Source organism: Arthrobacter sp. Sr33, from assembly GCF_054511195.1.
Genome location: NZ_JBTNDD010000001.1, coordinates 249,583 through 266,246, shown reverse-complemented (window position 1 = coordinate 266,246; position 16,664 = coordinate 249,583). Strand labels below are relative to the sequence as shown.

Here is a 16,664-nt window from a genome sequence, read left to right as displayed (position 1 = left end):
TTGATATCTGCGGCTGATGCAGAGGCCAGCGGGTTTGTTTGATCGTCGATCAATTCGCAGGCATGCAGAATGCAGACATATAGGACTACATAACGTTAGGCGACTGCACACAGGCCAGTCAAACCGAGCGGCAGGGAGAGGTCGAGGGCTAAATCCACAAATCTGTGGACAACCTTGGTTAAGCCCCCATCTCACGGTCCGGCGAGGGCCCCAAAGCACACCCGCTCAGCCCCGTAGACCAGCTATCTTCTCCAGTACCCATCCTCTAGTCTTGCCCAAGGGTCGTTTATCCACCAGCTGTGCATAACTCTGTGGATGAGGGCCGTTTTCGATGGACATGGTGGAGAGGTATTTGTGGGCCCGGACGAGATTAATGATGTAGGGAGTTCCTGGCGCAAGGTCATTCGCACCCTGGAACACGATGAGAGGGTCACGCCCAGACAGCGAGGATTCGTTGTCTTGGCCCAGGCTCAAGGGTTGATCGGGACTACCCTCCTGGTCGCAGTCCCGAACGAACTGACCCGTGAGGTTCTCCAGACCCACCTGAAGGCTGCCCTGGACGAGGCGCTGCGGGAAGTGTTCCGTGAGGATTTGCAGTGCGCTTTCGTTATCGACCCCGAACTCACACCGGTCGAGGTTGACGAGAGCGAGCCAGTACAGACCGCAGAACCAGTCAGGGAAGAGGCTAAGCCCGCGCCAACCCTGCCGAGCAACTCTCACGAGTTCGGTCGCCTCAACCCGAAGTATGTCTTCGATACCTTCGTGATCGGTTCGTCCAACCGGTTTGCCCATGCAGCAGCGGTAGCTGTTGCGGAGGCGCCCGCCAAGGCCTACAACCCCTTGTTCATCTACGGCGACTCCGGGCTCGGTAAAACCCATCTCCTGCATGCCATCGGTCATTACGCCCGGCATCTCTACACAGGAATTCGGGTGCGCTACGTCAATTCGGAGGAGTTCACCAACGACTTCATCAACTCGATCCGCGATGACGAGGGCACAAGCTTCAAACAGACTTACCGGAACGTCGACATCCTCCTTATTGACGACATCCAGTTTCTCTCCGGTAAGGACCGCACCCAGGAAGAGTTCTTCCACACCTTCAATGCCCTCCACAATCACAACAAGCAAGTGGTCATCACCTCAGATCTACCCCCAAAACAGCTCTCAGGGTTCGAGGAACGGATGAGATCACGGTTTGAGTGGGGTCTGTTGACCGACATTCAGCCACCGGAGTTGGAAACCAGAATCGCCATTCTCCGAAAGAAGGCGATCAGTGAGGGAATGAGCGCTCCAGACGATGTGCTCGAGTACATCGCATCAAAAATCTCCACCAATATCCGGGAACTTGAGGGGGCGCTTATTCGCGTCACGGCCTTCGCCAGCCTGAATCGTCAACCAGTGGACGTGACACTCGCTGAGGTGGTTCTCAAAGATCTCATCACCGACGACGGCGCTCAGGAGATCACCTCCGCCGTGATCATGGCCCAAACTGCCGACTACTTTCAGATCAGCATGGAGGAGCTCTGCAGTAAATCCCGTACCCGGACTCTCGTGACCGCGCGGCAGATCGCAATGTATCTCTGCAGGGAGCTCACCGACATGTCACTCCCAAAGATTGGCCAGGAGCTGGGAGGTCGCGATCACACCACAGTGATCCACGCCGACCGGAAGATCCGTGAGCTCATGGCCGAACGCCGCGCAATCTTCAATCAGGTCACCGAACTGACCAACAGGATCAAACATCGCCGGAAAGACGCCTAACTACACCAGTGGTATTAACAGGTGTGGATAGAACTGTGGATAACTGGTCGAACAACAGCGATGTTAATGAGGACAACCCCCCAGAGCCTGTGGACCCGCTAACTTTCAAGGATTTTCCCCACAACCCCCCGCGCCTCCAAGGCTTCTCTATACACAACTTCTCAACAGGCTGTTGCCTGTACCTGCATAGTGTGAGGCAGTTATCCACAGTTTCAACAGGTGTTACTACGACTACGAACCTTAAATCCAAGGGTTCTTCCAAATAACATTTTCCCGCTCACCCACCCACGCTCCGATCCCGGCCAAACAAACCCAGAGCTCCCGAAAACCGCCCGGCGGCAGTCAGGCTAAGCTTTCTGTGAGTAATGTAGTTCCTTGCCCTCCGGCTGAGTCCTTTCCCCCGTTGGCCAAGCAATCTTCCCGAGAATTATGTTGAGAAAGGCGGCACCCTTCAGTGAAATTCAGAGTCGAGCGGGATGTTCTAGCTGAGGCCGTAACCTGGACGGCGCGTTCCTTGTCCCCCCGTCCGCCTGTGCCGGTGCTGTCGGGTCTCTTGATTAAGGCAGCCGGTGGAACACTTAGCCTTGCCAGTTTCGACTACGAAATTTCTGCGCGGCTCGAGATCCCAGCTGATGTAGCTGAAGAGGGGACCATTTTGGTGTCCGGGCGTCTATTGGCTGACATCTGCCGTAGCCTTCCTTCGGCCCCTGTCGAGGTGGAAACTGAAGGCACCAAGGTGACGTTGACTTGCCGCAATAGCCGATTCAACCTGGCAACAATGCCGGAGGGTGAGTATCCCGAACTTCCGACCCCACCAGAAGTAAGCGGAGTTGTCGACGGAGACGCTTTCTCACAAGCCGTCTCCCAGGTCATCATCGCTGCAAGCCGGGATGACACACTGCCCATCCTCACGGGTGTGCGGATGGAAATTGAAGATGACCTGATTACCCTCCTTGCGACAGACCGATACCGGCTCGCGCTGCGCGAAGTGTCCTGGAAACCCAGGACGCCCGGAATCTCCACTAGCGCACTGGTAAAGGCCAAAACACTCAACGAAGTAGCGAAAACCCTTGGAAGTGCCGGCGATCTGAGCATTGCCCTTTCAAACGACCGGGAATTGATCGGCTTTGAAAGCGGGGGACGCCGAACTACATCGCTCCTGGTCGATGGCGACTACCCCAAGATTCGGGCGTTGTTCCCGGAAAGCACGCCCATCCACGCGACTGTCGAGACCGGTGTGCTGGTCGAGGCAGTTCGCAGGGTCTCGCTGGTTGCCGAACGAAATACCGCTGTCCGCATGGCCTTCAGCGCAGGACAGGTGACGCTCGATGCGGGTACGGGCGAAGATGCCCAGGCCTCTGAAGCAATCGAGGCCACCTTGGATGGGGACGACATCACGGTCGCTTTCAACCCGCATTATCTCAGCGAGGGCCTGGGCGCCTTCAACAGCAAATTTGTTCGGTTCTCCTTCACCACACCCCCGAAGCCCGTGGTCATCTCCGCACAGGAAGACGCGACCGGGGAAGACCGTACGGACTACCGATACCTGCTGATGCCGGTCCGAATGGCCAATTGATAAGTTCACCAGCGACAGAGAAACGTCGGGTAGATCCCAGTCCCCGTCCTCAGGAAGCGAAGCGGAAATGCACATTGGCCTCATCGGACTCGGCAAGATGGGTTTCAACATGCGGGAAAGGCTTCGCCGAAAAGGGCTGACCGTTACCGGATTCGATAGAAACCCAGATCTTTCAGACATCGGTTCTCTCGACGGTCTGGTATCTGCGGTCCAGACACCGCGCGTGATCTGGGTGATGGTCCCCGCTGGAGAGATCACCAAATCTGTGATCCGCGATCTCGCCGAGCTGCTGGAACCTGGGGACCTGGTGATTGATGGCGGCAACTCACGCTTCACCGATCACCAAGAGAACGCGGCGTTGCTTGCGAAAAAGGATATTGCTTTCGTCGACTGTGGTGTTTCCGGTGGCGTTTGGGGCCTCGAAAATGGTTATGGGCTGATGGCGGGCGGAGCCGACGCCGATGTGCAGCGGGCTCTCCCTGTCTTCGACGCCTTACGTCCGGATGGGCTCCGGGAAGAAAGCTTTGTGCACGTCGGTGACGTAGGCGCTGGGCACTACGCAAAAATGGTTCACAACGGGATCGAATACGGCCTGATGCAGTCTTATGCGGAGGGTTATGAACTGTTGGCAGCGAAAGACATCATCAAGGATGTTCATGGCACCTTCCAGGCCTGGCAACATGGAACGGTCGTCCGATCGTGGTTGCTTGACCTGCTGGTCAAGGCGCTCGACGAGGATCCGGAGCTGAGTAAGATCGCCGGTTATGTTGAGGACTCCGGCGAAGGACGATGGACTGTAGAGGAAGCTATCGCCAGCGAAATTCCGGTTCCCGCCATCACTGCGGCGCTGTTTGCACGATTTTCCTCCCGCCAGGATGATGCCCCCGCGATGAAGATGGTGGCTGCACTCCGAAACCAATTTGGTGGACATGCAGTACGCACCCCCAAGGAATCCGCGTGAGTGGGTCATCATGTACGTTCAGCATCTGTCCCTGACGGACTTCCGCACCTACAGCCAGGTTGAAGTGCCGCTGGAAGCGGGAGTAACAGTCTTTGTAGGTCCCAACGGCGTGGGCAAGACAAATATCGTCGAGGCCATCGGCTATCTCGCTTCTCTTTCCTCGCACCGGGTGAGCTCAGACAAACCCCTGATCGCGTTCAACGCGGAGCGTGCTCTGGTCAGGGGAAGACTGGTTCGCGGAACCCAAACCACCAGCGTCGAGGTTGAGATCAACGCTGATCGGAGTAACCGCGCACGGATAAATCGTGCGAACCCGGTCAGGGCGAGCGACGCGGCTGGCATCCTCCGTACTGTACTTTTTGCGCCGGAAGACCTTGCACTGGTGAAAGGTGATCCTTCCAACCGGCGGCGATTTCTGGATGATCTGATGGTGACTCTGCTCCCACATCGGGCGGGAATTAGCGCCGACTATGAGCGGGTGCTCAAACAGCGGAATGCATTGCTGAAATCGGCACGGGCCAGCGGAAAGTTCACTGCCTCCCATGAAGCGACGCTCGATGTATGGGATCAGCACCTCGCGGAAGCTGGCGCCAGGTTATTGCATGCCCGACTCGTCGTGCTGGGTCAGCTAAAGCCGCATCTGGAGCGGGCATATCACCAGCTCACCGACGGATCCAAGGTTGCGGTAGCGACGTACCGGTCGTCCCTGTCGGGAGCCGACGACGACGGCGGGGGTGCCAGCGAAGATGACACCTTGAGTTCATTAAGTGTGGAAGAACTGACTGAGAAATTTATCGCAGTGCTTCTGGTCCACCGGAAGAAGGAGCTTGACCGCGGGATATCGCTCGTTGGACCCCATCGGGATGATGTCGACCTCGTGCTCGGTGGGACCGTTGCCAAGGGGTATGCCTCACATGGTGAAACCTGGTCGTTGGCTCTCGCCCTCAGACTGGGGTCGTATTATCTCTTGATTGAGGATGACCACACCCCCGGAGCAACCCCCGTGCTCATTCTCGACGATGTGTTCGCTGAGTTGGACGCCAGTAGGCGGAAGAAACTTGCGGCAATCGTCGGTGGAGCTGAACAGGTCCTGGTTACTGCTGCTGTCAGCGATGATATTCCCGAATCCCTAGTTGGACACCAGTTCCAGGTGGTGCCGGGAGGCCTGGTCAGTAGTGGAACCTAGGAACCCTCGTCCGGAGGGAACCGTGCCGGAAGACTCGCCCGAAGACGATCAGGCTGGGGGCGGGGAACCCTATCTGGATGCTCCGCAATCATTGTTGAACAGAGTCCGCGATGCCTCACGAAGCCGCGGAAACACCCGGTTACCCGCCGGACGGCGTGGTGTGGCAAGCCCCAAACGGCGGGCGCCAGGGTCCATCACCTATACGGGCCGTGATCCCGAGGGGTTGGGAAATGTCTTTAGTCGGCTGCTTAGTGAACGCGGGTGGAAATCCCCAGTGGCGGTGGGCTCGGTGCTTGCCCGGTGGGATGAACTCGTCGGACCGGAGATCGCATTGCACTGCAGGCCCGAAAGTTTTGACGGGAGTACCGTGCTCGTTCGCTGTGACTCTACTGCCTGGGCTACACAGCTCAGATTGATCAGCCCGATGCTAATTCAAAGGTTTGATGCCGAGTTGGGCAGCGGCGTCGTCACCCGCATCTCGGTACTCGGGCCGGCTTCCCCCAACTGGAGGAAAGGTGGCCGGTCCGTCAAGGGAAGAGGGCCACGCGACACCTATGGATAAGGCCCTGTAGGACTCCGAGGGATGGGTCTATTGCCAGTTCGGTAAACGCCGTGTAGGGCCCTGAACTCCCCGCTGGAGGTATCCGGCCTTAGCTGCCGCCCTCCCGACGGCTTATATGCGGCTTTATTCGCCATTAGAGGCCTGTTCAGTGAGGTATTGTCCACGACGGCAAGGTAGAATGATGGGAAATGGCATTCCTGAGGGGATGCCTTCGATCTGTTACCTGCTCCGCAGGTGTCAACAGCGAAGCTTTTTTTGACCCAGATTCCTACCTTTGAGGAGCCGACAGCGCCTGTGGCTAATGACAACGAGCTGGACGCCAAAACCCAGGGCAATCCGCAGTCCGCTGCAGGAGCCCAAAATGGGACCACCGGATACGACGCAAGCGATATCAGCGTCCTCGAGGGTCTTGAAGCGGTTCGTAAACGACCCGGCATGTATATCGGTTCGACCGGCCCCCGAGGCCTCCATCATCTGGTGAATGAGGTGGTCGACAACTCTGTCGATGAGGCTCTTGCCGGGTATTGCGACACCATCAGGGTGACGCTACAGGCTGATGGCGGTGTCCGGGTGGTTGATAACGGCCGTGGCATCCCTGTTGATATGCACCCCACTGAGGGGCGCCCCACCGTCGAGGTCGTCATGACCATCCTGCATGCCGGCGGAAAGTTCGGTGGTGGTGGGTATGCCGTGTCTGGCGGTCTCCATGGGGTAGGCATCTCCGTAGTCAATGCTTTGTCCTCCCGGGTGGAAACCGAGGTGAAGCGTCAGGGGTATGTCTGGAACCAGTCCTTCGCTGATGGCGGAAAGCCGGTAGGAGAGCTCCGCCGTGGAGCTGAAACCACCGAAACGGGAACCACCCAGACGTTCTACCCGGACGCCTCCATTTTTGAGACGGTGGAGTTCGACTTCGAAACACTAAGGGCCCGCTTCCAGCAAATGGCGTTCCTCAACAAGGGGCTTCGGATTATCCTGGTCGACGAACGGGTTGACGAGGTGGAAACCGAGGAGATCGCTGAAACGTCGGATGCAGGGACCTCCGGCGAGGATACGCCGAAGCACCGCCAGGTTGACTACATGTACGAGAACGGGCTGCTTGATTACGTCAATCACCTGAACTCGGCAAAGCGTGTGGACGTCATCCATGAGGACGTCATCGGATTCGAGACCGAAGACACCGACCGCAAGATCGCAGTCGAAGTAGCAATGCAGTGGACCAGCGCCTATTCGGAAAGTGTCCACACCTACGCGAACACGATCAATACGCACGAGGGTGGCACCCACGAAGAGGGTTTCCGCGCGGCCATGACTTCATTGATCAACCGGTACGCGCGAGACAAGAACATCATCAAGGAAAAAGACGAAAACCTGACCGGTGATGATATTCGAGAAGGACTGACCGCGGTCATCTCGGTGAAGCTCTCCGAACCACAGTTCGAAGGACAGACGAAGACCAAGCTGGGGAATTCCGAAGCCAAAGGCTTTGTCCAGCGCGTAGTCACCGATCAGTTGGGCGACTGGTTGGAACGGAACCCCGGCCCTGCCAGAGACGTCATCCGCAAATCGATTCAAGCGGCGCAGGCACGCCTCGCAGCGCGCAAGGCTCGTGAATCCACCCGACGCAAAGGTCTGCTCGAATCCGGTGGGATGCCCGGAAAGCTCAAGGACTGCCAGTCGAAGGACCCATCGAAGTCTGAAATCTACATCGTCGAGGGCGACTCTGCAGGCGGTTCGGCCGTCCGTGGACGTAACCCCGATACCCAGGCCATCCTGCCGCTGCGCGGCAAGATCCTCAACGTTGAACGAGCCAGGCTTGATCGTGCGCTCGGGAACAGTGAAGTCCAGGCCATGATCACAGCCTTTGGTGCCGGGATCGGTGAGGATTTCGACGTCGCCAAGGCGCGTTATCACAAGATCGTTCTCATGGCCGACGCCGACGTTGATGGGCAGCACATCACCACGCTGCTGCTGACCTTGTTGTTCCGCTATATGCGCCCCCTGATCGAGAACGGCTACGTCTATCTGGCGCAGCCACCGCTCTACAGGATCAAATGGTCCAACGCGACCCACTCCTACGTGTTCAGCGACCGTGAGAGGGATGAAGTCATCAAAATGGGCTTGGCCAACAACCAGCGATTGCCCAAGGACAACGGTGTACAGCGGTACAAGGGGCTCGGGGAGATGAACTACACCGAGCTTTGGGAAACCACCATGGACCCCGACAATCGCACCCTGCTTCAGGTGACGGTCGACGATGCGGCCGCAGCGGATCAGATTTTCTCGGTCCTGATGGGTGAAGACGTTGAATCACGACGGAACTTCATCCAGCAGAACGCGAAGGACGTTAGATTCCTCGACATTTAGGGAGTTTCGGCGATCGACGGTAATCGCCATCTCCAACGCCTTGGCACTTAGAACTGAACGGAACTGACGTATGAGCGACGAAGAAACACCCGATCTCCCCCTCGAAGGACGGGTCCTCTCCGATCGAATAGAGCAAGTCGACCTGCAGACGGAAATGCAGCGGTCGTACCTGGATTATGCGATGGCAGTGATTGTTGGGCGGGCGCTTCCCGACGTCCGTGACGGGCTGAAGCCCGTCCACCGGCGGGTTCTCTACGCGATGTTCGACGGCGGCTACCGACCGGACCGATCCTTCAACAAGTGTGCGCGCGTGGTGGGCGAGGTCATGGGGCAGTACCACCCGCATGGTGATACGGCCATCTACGATGCGTTGGTCCGGCTCATCCAGGACTGGACCATGCGGTACCCGCTCGCCCTGGGTCAGGGAAACTTTGGTTCGCCGGGTAATGATGGTGCTGCTGCGCCTCGTTACACCGAAACCAAGATGGCACCGCTCGCCATGGAAATGGTCCGGGATATTGACGAGGAGACCGTCGATTTCCAGGACAACTATGACGGCAAGAACCAGGAACCGACCATCCTTCCGGCACGGTTCCCCAACCTGCTGGTCAACGGATCGTCGGGTATCGCCGTCGGCATGGCAACCAACATCCCACCGCATAACCTTCGCGAAGTCGCCTCAGGCGTCCAGTGGTACCTCGAAAACCCCGAGGCAACCAAGGAAGAACTCCTTGAAGAACTTCTGCTGCGAATAAAAGGACCGGATTTCCCCACCGGAGCGCAAATCCTGGGCCATAAGGGCATCGAAGATGCCTACCGCACGGGCCGTGGGTCGATCACCATGCGGGCTGTCGTCAACGTCGAGGAAATTCAGGGTCGCACCTGTTTGGTTGTCACCGAATTGCCCTACCAGGCAAACCCCGACAATCTGGCGATCAAGATTGCCGACCTGGTCAAGGACGGGAAGGTCAACGGTATCGCCGACCTTCGTGACGAGACATCGGGCCGCACCGGCCAGCGGTTGGTGGTTGTGCTCAAGCGGGACGCCGTCGCGAAGGTGGTCCTGAATAACCTGTACAAACACACCCAGCTGCAGGACAACTTCAGCGCGAACATGCTGGCTATTGTCGACGATGTGCCACGCACGCTGAGCCTGGATGCCTTCATTCGTCACTGGGTGACCCACCAGCTTGAGGTTATTGTCCGGCGCACCCAGTACCGGTTGCGGAAGGCCGAAGAGGCGGCCCATATTCTGCGGGGTCTGCTGAAGGCTCTCGACGCACTTGATGAGGTAATCGCCCTGATCCGACGATCCTCGACGGTCGAAGATGCCCGCAACGGGCTCATGGGCTTGCTCGAGATCGATGAAATCCAGGCTCAGGCAATTCTGGATATGCAACTGCGTCGCCTGGCGGCCCTGGAACGTCAGAAGATCCAGGACCAGCATGCCAAACTCGAAGCCGAGATAACCGAGTACCAGAAGATTCTCGCGTCGAAGCAACTGCAACGGGATATTGTCTCCACTGAGCTCCGCGAAATAGTCGACAAGCATGGCGATGACCGGCGCACTGAGATCCTCATGGGTTTCGACTCGGATATGAGCATGGAAGATCTGATCCCTGAAGAGGAGATGGTCGTCACCATCACCCGCGGTGGCTATGTGAAGCGGACCCGTAGTGACAACTACCGCCAGCAAGCCCGCGGCGGGAAGGGTATCAAGGGAGCACAACTACGCGGCGACGACGTAGTCGAGCACTTCTTCGTCACTACCACCCACCACTGGCTACTTTTCTTCACCAACCTGGGACGGGTGTATCGGGCGAAGGCTTACGAGTTGGTTGAGGCTGGGCGCGACGCGAAGGGTCAGCATGTCGCGAATCTGCTGGCATTCCAACCCGACGAATCGATCGCACAGGTGCTCGATCTCCGGGATTACCAGCAGTCCCCTTATCTGGTGTTGGCAACCAAGCGCGGACTCGCGAAGAAGACCAGGCTTGAGGATTACGACACCAACCGGACGGCCGGAGTGATCGCGATCAACCTGCGCGACGGCGACGAACTGGTCTCCGCGCAGCTGGTCTCCGAGAGCGACGATATGATGCTCGTTTCCAGGAAGGGTCAGTCCCTCCGGTTTACCGCGACGAACGACGCTTTGCGGCCCATGGGTCGGGCAACTTCGGGTGTCACCGGAATGAAGTTCCGCGAAGAAGATGAACTACTGGCCGCCAACGTGGTCACTGACGAATCCTTCGTTTTCATTGTCACCGAGGGTGGGTTCGCGAAGCGCACCAAGGTTGAGGAATATCGGGTACAGGGTCGTGGCGGCCTGGGGATTAAGGTTGCCAAGCTCGCGGAGGAACGCGGAGACCTTGTGGGTGCCCTGATTGTCCAGGAAGAAGACGAAGTCCTGGTCGTGATGGGTGGTGGCAAGGTGGTGCGCTCAGCGGTGACTGGGGTGCCAGCCAAGGGCCGGGACACGATGGGTGTCATCTTCGCAAAGCCTGACAAAAAGGATCGAATCATAGCCGTCGCCCGCAACAGTGAACGGGGACTCACGGTCGACGACGGGGGTGTTGACGTGACGGGGGAGAGCATCGAATCCGCCGGGGCAACAACCGATGAAGTACCGTTGACCTCAGAAGAGACGGCTGAGCTGGAAGCACAGTCACCAGATAATGGAGGTACCGAGTGAGTTCGCCTAACTCAAACCCACGGGCAGCCGGAGGATCGGTCAAACAGACCGGCACCGGGCCCCGCGTGAATGCTCCCGCACGGCCACCCCAGCGTCCAGCGGGTGCCACTTCAGGATCCAAACCGGCCGGCGCCCGGCCAGGTCTGGTGAAACCAGCGCCCAAGGCCAAGGCCCGCAAGGCGAGACTCCTGGTCAGTAAGGTTGACCCTTGGTCTGTGCTGAAGATGTCATTCCTCCTGTCCGTAGCCCTGGGTATTGTCACGGTTGTCGCGGCCATTGTCATTTGGACGGTTTTGGATCTCACCGGAATTTTCGATGGCGTGAATGATCTGCTTCGCGAAATAGCCGGCACCGAAAGTGGCGGTTTTGACCTTCGCCAGTTCGCCTCCCTGGGCCAAGTGGTCTCTTTCGCAACAATCATCGCGGTGGTGAATGTGGTGCTTTTGACCGCTCTGGCGATGCTTTCGGCGGTCCTTTACAACATTTCATCTACGCTGGTTGGCGGAATTGGTGTTACCCTCACCGACGATTAACCCCGCCGGGGGACGCCTGTTTCCGGACGATTTGATGATTGCCGAGATACTCCTGTAAAGTCGTATTTCGGCCCGAACAGGCTTCGGGGCGTATAGCTCAGGCGGTTAGAGCGCTTCGCTGATAACGAAGAGGTCCCAGGTTCAAGTCCTGGTACGCCCACGGACCTATCACCCGCAGGTAACTGCGATAGGAGAAGCACTGTGAAGAAGTTGTTGGTAATTGCAGCAGCTGTAGCAAGTGCGTTCGCCTATAAAAGGTGGCAGGAATCCGAAAGGGACAGAGCGGTATGGAGTAAGGCAACCGACACGGTTGACTAGGCTATACTGGTGAGGTTGCCGTCAAGGCAACCGATCGGGGGCATGGCGCAATTGGTAGCGCACCTGCTTTGCAAGCAGGGGGTTCGGGGTTCGAGTCCCCGTGCCTCCACCGAGAGAAAGGGTTCCGGCCAGTGGCCGGAACCCTTTCTTTTTAACTGAACTGCACCGGGTGGATTAGTGTTACTGGGTGATTATCTTCCTCTCCATTCTGGGTGTGTTGGGCGTTGCGGCGTCCGGACCTATTATGGCGGCGACGGTGGCCCCGGCACTGGCGATAGCCTTCTGGCGCAACGCGATCGGTGCGCTGGTGATGGGCGGACCCGCGGCACTTTCCAAGCGGCATGAGTTCAAGGCCCTGCGACGATCCGACTTCGTGCGGCTCGCGATCGCCGCCACCGCTTTGGCCCTCCACTTTGCCTGCTTTATTACCGCGTTGAAACTGACCTCCGTAGCGGCTGCCACCGCGCTGGTCTGCCTTCAAGTGGCCTGGATCGCGCTCTTTAACGCGATCCAGGGTTCGAAGCCGGCTACCAAGGTGGTTGTGGGTCTGAGTGTGGCGCTGCTCGGCGTCGTCGTCATCACTGGTTTTGATCTGACCCTCTCCCAGGATGCGATCATCGGTGACCTTTTGGCCCTGGCTGGCGGGGCCCTGGCTGGTATTTATCAGATGGCCGGGGCGAGCGCCCGGAAAACCATGTCCACGGGCACCTACACCACCCTGTGTTACGGAGGGTGCGCACTCATCCTGCTCGTTATGTGCCTGATCTTCAGGCAGCCACTAGTGGGATTTTCACCGGCAGCATGGGTGGGGATCCTCGCCGTCACGCTGGTCGCCCAACTGATGGGTCACACGGTATTCAATCATTTGCTGGCGGTAATGAGCCCGCTGGTGGTTTCGATGATCATCCTGCTTGAAATCCCTGGGGCAGCCTTGCTTGCGGCAATCTTTCTGGGGGAGCAACTGCCGGCCGGTACCTATGGCGGGTTACTGCTGATCCTGGTGGGCCTGGCTATCGTGGTCCGCGGGCAAATGAATCCGCGGCAGAGAACTACAGTGGAAACCGCGGCCTCTCCACCGCCCGCGCTGGGTGGCACCTAGCCCCTCTGCGGGCCCTCACCAGCGGCCTGGGGCGCTCCACCCCGGTGGAGGCTGGGGCCGCGCACAGAGTGAACAGCACGGATCATTTTCGCTGGATAGTAGATAGACATGAAAATCAGCGGAGGTACCTTGAGGATTCGTTTGTTGATGCGGTGAGCCTTGTACGTGCGATCGAATCGGGTCACGTAGTAGCGGTAATCCTTCGGCGAATCCTCAAGTCGACGCGCCGACATGCCGCTGACCATGGTCGGCAGGTAGCGAATTACCAGATCGTGTTCGGCCAGGTGGAGCGAAAGGTCGATATCCTCGTGCATTTCGTCCGCCTCGTCCCGGCAGGTGGACTCACGAATCTGTTCCCAGGCTGTCCGGCGGATAGCCATGTTGGAGCCGAAGAGGAAGTGGTATTGATTACGGGCCAACTTGAGGATTAGTTGGCGGATCTTGTCATCGGCAAGCAAACCCCAGCGCCGCATCGGCATGTCGTAATAGACCACTGGGCCAGTCGCGGCGGCAACATCGGACTCAGCGAAGCCCGCAAGGACCTTCTCCACCCAGTCGGGCTCCAGCACGGAGTCAGCGTCAATTCGCCCGATGATGTTGCCTGACGCGCTATCAAATCCGAAATTGCGGGTTGGTATCAACCCCTGTTCGGCTGAATGCTGAAGAAGCTTGATCGGGCTTTCGGGATACTCCAACTGCATCTGCCGCACAATTCGACAGGTGCCATCGGTGGAGCGGTTGTCGATCACTATGATTTCGTCGGCTGGTACCGATTGGTAGATGGCCGCGATCAAACACTGTCTGATGACACTTTCCTCGTTATACGCCGGAATGACGATAGAGACGGCGTTCTGGAGAGGGTGCACGGCCGTCAATCTACCACCGTGGTTCCCGGTTACGGCATGAATGAAAAAAAGAAAGGCGGCTCCGAAGAACCGCCTTTCCTTTCAAGCTAGGCCAAATGACTATTTGGTCGCATCCTTCACGTCTTCTGCTGCATCAGCGACCTTGCCGGTCGTTGCTGTACCAGCGGACTTCGCTGCATCTGACGTCTCGTCGGCAGCGTTGCCAGCCTTGGCTGCCGCCCGATCGACGGCCTCCTTGATGTCAGCGACAACCTTCTTCGCCTCCTCAGCGCGCTCAGCCTCACCTGCGGGCTTGGTATCCACCTTGACGGGGGTTTTCCAGGGGTCCTCGACCGGCTTGGAAGCCCGCCAGACGGCAACGCCAGCGGTAATCGCTGCGGCGATGATACCGAAGATCAGCCAGCCCTTGCTGCCGCTCTTCTGCCGCTTCTTAAGATCGCGCGAGGCTTTCATGGCGGCGGCTGCTGCAGCCTTCTGGGCCTTTTTCACCGTCTTCTTGTCTCCGGTGACCTTGGTAACCGCCCGATTCACCGGTTCAGGGATCGTTGCGCCGGACAGGGAACGGGACACGCTGTCAGCGGCGTCTCCCAGTTTGTGGGACAGGGTCGGCAAATAATCGCCAACTACCTTGTCACGAGCGCCGGTGATCGCTGGAGCTGCGCGGTCGAGGGTCTTCTGGATGTGCGGGGTGGTGGTGTCAACCACCTGTGAAATACGCGGAGCAACCTTATCCAGGCCGTCCTGAATACGTGGGGTGACGGTGGAGATACCGTCGGAAATGCCGTGTGCGGCACGCTGTACTCCGTGCTGGATCATCGGCGACGCAGATCCGTAACCCTTTTCGATCCGTGGTGCAACCCAGTTGTAGGCGGCATCCACGCGTGGAGCTGCCCAGTCCCGTGCGGCTTCGGCACTCGTTACGACGCTCTTCTCGAGGTCGCGGGTCATACGTTTGTTCTTCTTCACATCTGCCTCCCGGGAATAGTGACTGTTGACTGTCAGCCTACGGGGTATCGCAATGACGTGCTATTCGTTCGCGGTGTCCCCGACGATTTTTCACTGTGCGCGGAACAGCTCAATCTCAGTGGTTTACCAGAGGGCGCATGAAAGAATGGAGGTATGACAGCTATTGCAACAGCACAAGCAACTATCCACACCAACCTCGGCGACATCAAGGTGAACCTCTTTGGGAACCACGCGCCGAAAACCGTGCAGAACTTCACGGGCCTCGCCACGGGTGAAAAGGCCTGGACCCACCCGCAGAGCGGCGAGGAATCCACCAAGCCGTTGTACGACGGGACGATTTTTCATCGGGTCATCAAGGATTTCATGATTCAGGGTGGAGACCCACTAGGTCAGGGTATCGGCGGACCGGGTTACCAGTTCGATGATGAGATCAACCCAGATCTGGATTTCACTGCGCCCTACAAGCTGGCCATGGCGAACGCAGGAATCCAGGGTGGCCGCGGTACCAACGGTTCACAGTTCTTCATCACCTCGGTCCCAACAACCTGGCTCCAGGGTAAGCACACCATCTTCGGTGACGTCACCGACGAAGCTTCGCGCACCATCGTCGAGCAGCTGAACGCTATTCCCACCGATGCACGGGACAAGCCACTGGAAGATGTTGTCATCAACTCGATCACGGTAGAACAGCTCTAAAACACCAATGACATACGGAATCCCGGCGGACCAGCCGCAGCAGGAAGTCCCCGTGTGCGCCCGACACACAGACCGTGTCAGCTACGTCCGCTGCCAGCGATGTGGCAGACCTGCGTGCCCGGAGTGCCACCGACCGGCTGCCGTCGGGATTCAGTGTGTTGACTGTGTGAGGGAAAGTGCGCGGAACGTTCCCACCCAGCGAACCATATTCGGCGGTGTGGCCAGGCAAGGGAAGCCTATTCTCACCTTTTCAATCATCGGCATCTGCGCGGTGCTCTTCCTGCTGCAAATGGTCATCCCCGGGCTGACCGGAGCACTGGCCTATGCCCCCCTCTATACCTCCGAATACCTGTCACCTGAACCTTGGCGAATGCTGACGGCCGCGTTCCTGCACTCCACCGGGTTCCTGCTCCACATCGCTTTCAACATGTACGCGCTCTGGATCATGGGGCAAGCACTGGAACCGTTGCTGGGGCGTACCCGTTTCCTGGCTCTCTACCTGTTGTCCGCGTTTGGCGGATCCGTGGCAGTACTCCTGCTCTCCAACCCCCTGCAATCCGTGGTGGGAGCATCAGGCGCCGTCTTCGGCTTGTTTGGTGCGATGTTGATAGTCCAGCGCCGCAGAGGTGGCGACGTGCGTCAACTCGTGGTCCTGATCGCCATCAACGGCGTATTGGGCTTCGTGGTTCCAGGGATCTCCTGGCAGGCGCATCTTGGTGGGCTACTCACCGGAACCGCAGCCGCCGCAATCATCGCCTACGCCCCCAAAGGGAAGAACCGGTCCCTGATCCATTGGGGAGGTCTGGCGGGTCTGGCTGTGCTGCTCGTAGCCTTGACGATTCTCGGCTCGGCACTCGTACAACTACCGCTGGGTTAGAAGTTGTCCACAAGGTTTATCAACAGCGGGGATAACTTACACACATGTAATTCCACAGCTGTGGATAAGCATGGGGCCGAAAACGTCCACCTTCAGACCTGATCCCAGCAAAGTTACCCACAGCTGTGGATAACTTAGTGCACAACGTGTGTACGAGTCCGCCTTAACGGCAAACGCGTCCGCAGTAACTATGGGACAGGGACCGAA

At 58.3% G+C, this 16,664-nt stretch carries 14 protein-coding genes and 2 tRNA genes; 14 read left to right on the top strand and 2 right to left on the bottom strand.

The window, feature by feature from the left end; all coding sequences use genetic code 11:
• Nucleotides 1-315: 315 nt before the first annotated feature.
• The 12 genes from dnaA to ACX80T_RS01300 all read left to right on the top strand — a co-directional run bounded on the left by dnaA (nucleotide 316) and on the right by ACX80T_RS01300 (nucleotide 13,052).
• A complete protein-coding gene (dnaA, locus tag ACX80T_RS01355; RefSeq protein WP_050994850.1) occupies nucleotides 316-1,761 on the top strand; it encodes a chromosomal replication initiator protein DnaA in 1,446 nt (481 codons plus the stop codon).
• Nucleotides 1,762-2,215: 454 nt separating this feature from the next.
• Nucleotides 2,216-3,337, top strand: coding sequence for a DNA polymerase III subunit beta (gene dnaN / locus ACX80T_RS01350; protein WP_024475659.1), 1,122 nt, complete (start codon nucleotides 2,216-2,218; stop codon nucleotides 3,335-3,337).
• The gene (gene gnd, locus ACX80T_RS01345) at nucleotides 3,333-4,298 is read left to right on the top strand and encodes a phosphogluconate dehydrogenase (NAD(+)-dependent, decarboxylating) (RefSeq protein ID WP_443110902.1); all 966 of its coding nucleotides are present in this window, start codon (nucleotides 3,333-3,335) and stop codon (nucleotides 4,296-4,298) included. Before dnaN ends, gnd begins: the two co-directional genes overlap by 5 nt.
• A gap of 10 nt (nucleotides 4,299-4,308) precedes the next feature.
• Nucleotides 4,309-5,484, top strand: a complete 1,176-nt coding sequence (gene recF, locus ACX80T_RS01340; RefSeq protein ID WP_019482047.1) for a DNA replication/repair protein RecF — start codon at nucleotides 4,309-4,311, stop codon at nucleotides 5,482-5,484.
• A gap of 22 nt (nucleotides 5,485-5,506) precedes the next feature.
• Entirely contained in the window at nucleotides 5,507-6,046 is a 540-nt protein-coding gene (locus tag ACX80T_RS01335; protein ID WP_024475661.1) for a DciA family protein, read from the top strand.
• Between the two features lie 294 nt (nucleotides 6,047-6,340).
• A complete protein-coding gene (gyrB, locus tag ACX80T_RS01330) occupies nucleotides 6,341-8,410 on the top strand; it encodes a DNA topoisomerase (ATP-hydrolyzing) subunit B (RefSeq protein ID WP_019482045.1) in 2,070 nt (689 codons plus the stop codon).
• Between the two features lie 70 nt (nucleotides 8,411-8,480).
• Entirely contained in the window at nucleotides 8,481-11,102 is a 2,622-nt protein-coding gene (gene gyrA / locus ACX80T_RS01325) for a DNA gyrase subunit A (RefSeq protein WP_019482044.1), read from the top strand.
• Nucleotides 11,099-11,635 (top strand): DUF3566 domain-containing protein, encoded by a 537-nt coding sequence (locus ACX80T_RS01320; RefSeq protein ID WP_019482043.1) that lies wholly within the window; start codon nucleotides 11,099-11,101, stop codon nucleotides 11,633-11,635. Before gyrA ends, ACX80T_RS01320 begins: the two co-directional genes overlap by 4 nt.
• 86 nt (nucleotides 11,636-11,721) lie before the next feature.
• Nucleotides 11,722-11,795: transfer RNA gene (locus tag ACX80T_RS01315), tRNA-Ile, on the top strand.
• A 41-nt stretch (nucleotides 11,796-11,836) separates the two neighbouring features.
• Entirely contained in the window at nucleotides 11,837-11,953 is a 117-nt protein-coding gene (locus ACX80T_RS01310) for a DLW-39 family protein (RefSeq protein ID WP_237715235.1), read from the top strand.
• Between the two features lie 36 nt (nucleotides 11,954-11,989).
• Nucleotides 11,990-12,062: transfer RNA gene (locus tag ACX80T_RS01305), tRNA-Ala, on the top strand.
• 78 nt (nucleotides 12,063-12,140) lie between these two features.
• Nucleotides 12,141-13,052 carry a DMT family transporter gene (locus tag ACX80T_RS01300; RefSeq protein WP_459303530.1) on the top strand — a complete coding sequence of 304 codons (912 nt, stop codon included), beginning with the start codon at nucleotides 12,141-12,143 and terminating at the stop codon, nucleotides 13,050-13,052.
• Here the strand turns inward: ACX80T_RS01300 and ACX80T_RS01295 are convergent.
• Both ACX80T_RS01295 and ACX80T_RS01290 read right to left on the bottom strand, forming a co-directional pair.
• A complete protein-coding gene (locus ACX80T_RS01295; protein WP_459303529.1) occupies nucleotides 13,049-13,918 on the bottom strand; it encodes a glycosyltransferase family 2 protein in 870 nt (289 codons plus the stop codon). The genes ACX80T_RS01300 and ACX80T_RS01295 overlap by 4 nt on opposite strands.
• A gap of 99 nt (nucleotides 13,919-14,017) precedes the next feature.
• Entirely contained in the window at nucleotides 14,018-14,866 is an 849-nt protein-coding gene (locus ACX80T_RS01290) for a hypothetical protein (protein ID WP_459303528.1), read from the bottom strand.
• Between the two features lie 171 nt (nucleotides 14,867-15,037).
• Here ACX80T_RS01290 and ACX80T_RS01285 point away from each other — a divergent pair, with 171 nt between their 5' ends.
• Nucleotides 15,038-15,580, top strand: a complete 543-nt coding sequence (locus ACX80T_RS01285; protein WP_019482039.1) for a peptidylprolyl isomerase — start codon at nucleotides 15,038-15,040, stop codon at nucleotides 15,578-15,580.
• A 217-nt stretch (nucleotides 15,581-15,797) separates the two neighbouring features.
• A complete protein-coding gene (locus ACX80T_RS01280) occupies nucleotides 15,798-16,457 on the top strand; it encodes a rhomboid family intramembrane serine protease (protein ID WP_019482038.1) in 660 nt (219 codons plus the stop codon).
• Nucleotides 16,458-16,664 lie beyond the last annotated feature (207 nt).

What these genes read in the sequence shown, in the direction of transcription:
- ACX80T_RS01290 (WP_459303528.1), bottom strand. Translation starts at nt 14,866, where the DNA reads ATGACCCGCGACCTCGAGAAGAGCGTCGTAACGAGTGCCGAAGCCGCA.
- recF (WP_019482047.1), top strand. Translation starts at nt 4,309, where the DNA reads ATGTACGTTCAGCATCTGTCCCTGACGGACTTCCGCACCTACAGCCAG.
- dnaA (WP_050994850.1), top strand. Translation starts at nt 316, where the DNA reads ATGAGGGCCGTTTTCGATGGACATGGTGGAGAGGTATTTGTGGGCCCG.
- gyrA (WP_019482044.1), top strand. Translation starts at nt 8,481, where the DNA reads ATGAGCGACGAAGAAACACCCGATCTCCCCCTCGAAGGACGGGTCCTC.
- ACX80T_RS01285 (WP_019482039.1), top strand. Translation starts at nt 15,038, where the DNA reads ATGACAGCTATTGCAACAGCACAAGCAACTATCCACACCAACCTCGGC.